The organism is Anaerococcus sp. HMSC065G05 (assembly GCF_001812365.1).
GTDB lineage: Bacteria > Bacillota > Clostridia > Tissierellales > Peptoniphilaceae > Anaerococcus > Anaerococcus vaginalis.
Window position 1 is genome coordinate 1 of record NZ_KV808695.1, and the last position, 1,553, is coordinate 1,553.

A 1,553-nucleotide genomic window follows, 5' to 3' on the forward strand; every position below is an offset into this window, starting at 1 on the left:
GAGTGATATATAGTACTGACCAAAAAGGAGGTGAGACGATGGCAAAGATAACAAAAATAGAGAAAAGACAGCAAAATAACAGAGTTAAGAAAATGCGAGTAGCAGCCTATGCTAGAGTTTCAACAGAAAGTGAAGAACAACTCCTTAGTCTTGAAGTGCAAAAAGAACACTATGAAAATCATATAAAGGCAAATTCTTACTGGGAATACGCAGGTCTATATTTTGATGAAGGTATCAGTGGAACAAAAATAGAAAAAAGGGAGAGCCTGCTGAAATTACTTGATGATTGTGAAAAAGGAAAAATTGATAGGGTTATTACAAAATCTATCAGTAGATTTGCAAGAAATACAGTGGATTGCCTTGAAATGGTAAGAAAACTTACAGGACTTGGAGTAGCCATCTATTTTGAAAAGGAAAATATAGATACTGAGCATATGAGCTCAGAACTTATGCTTTCAATTCTAAGTTCTATTGCAGAAAGCGAATCAAGATCTATTTCGGAAAATAGCAAATGGTCGTTAAAAAGAAGGTTTGAAAATGGGACTTATGTTATTTCCTATCCACCCTACGGCTATGAAAATGTTGATGGAAAGATGGTTGTTGTTCCAAGTGAAGCTGAGATTGTGAAGGAAATTTTTAGAATGGCAATATCAGGATTGGGATCATATCTAATAGCGAATGAACTAAACAAAAGAGGCATAGCTACAAAGAAAAACAGCAAATGGCACTCTTCAACAGTTCAAGCTATTTTAAAGAATGAAAAATATACAGGAGATGTTATCTTTCAAAAAACCTATACAGACGAGAATTTTAACAGACATCAAAATCGTGGAGAAAAGGTCAGATATATGATGAAAAATCACCACGAACCTATTATTAGCCATGAGGATTTTGAACTGGTAAAAACTGTAGTAGATCAGAGAAGAAAAGAAAAAAATATAGATGGTTCAGATAACAAATATCAAAAAAGATACGCTCTTTCCGGAAAGGTATATTGCGGAGAATGTGGTTCAAAAGTAAAAAGGTGCATGAGATATGTACAAAGTGGAGACTATGCTGCTTGGACCTGCGTTAGGCATATTGAAGATAAGAAAAGCTGCAACATGAAGTATATAAGAGAAGAACATATCAAAGTAGCATATGTTCAAATGATGAATAAGCTTATAGCAGGCAAAAATACTATGCTTAAGCCTTTTGTAGACACTTTGCGAGGTGGCAATAACAAGGATCGGCTAAGGCATATTTTAGAACTTGATGAAAAAATAGAAAAGCTGAATGAACAAGCTCAGGTACTAACAAAGCTATTAAGTAGTGGTTATATAGAGCTAGATGTATTTTACGCAGAAAACAATAATATTTCCTTGGAGCTTGATGAACTTGAAAAGGAAAAAGCAAGTCTTTCATCAATCGTTAGTGGAGATCTAAATCATCTAAATGAAGCTCAAAAACTACTAAGATTTATAAACAAAAGTGATTGTATCAAAGATTTTATTGATGATACTTTTTTGGAATTTGTTGAGAAGATCACGATAGAAGATAGACTTAAATTCACC

General features: G+C 33.6%; 1 protein-coding gene. It reads left to right on the forward strand.

Features of this window, described 5'->3' with window-relative positions; translation table 11 throughout:
- Window positions 1-38: 38 nt before the first annotated feature.
- Window positions 39-1,553, forward strand: a 1,515-nt coding sequence (locus HMPREF2852_RS02890) for a recombinase family protein (protein WP_070605864.1), incomplete at its 3' end; no start/stop codon positions are given.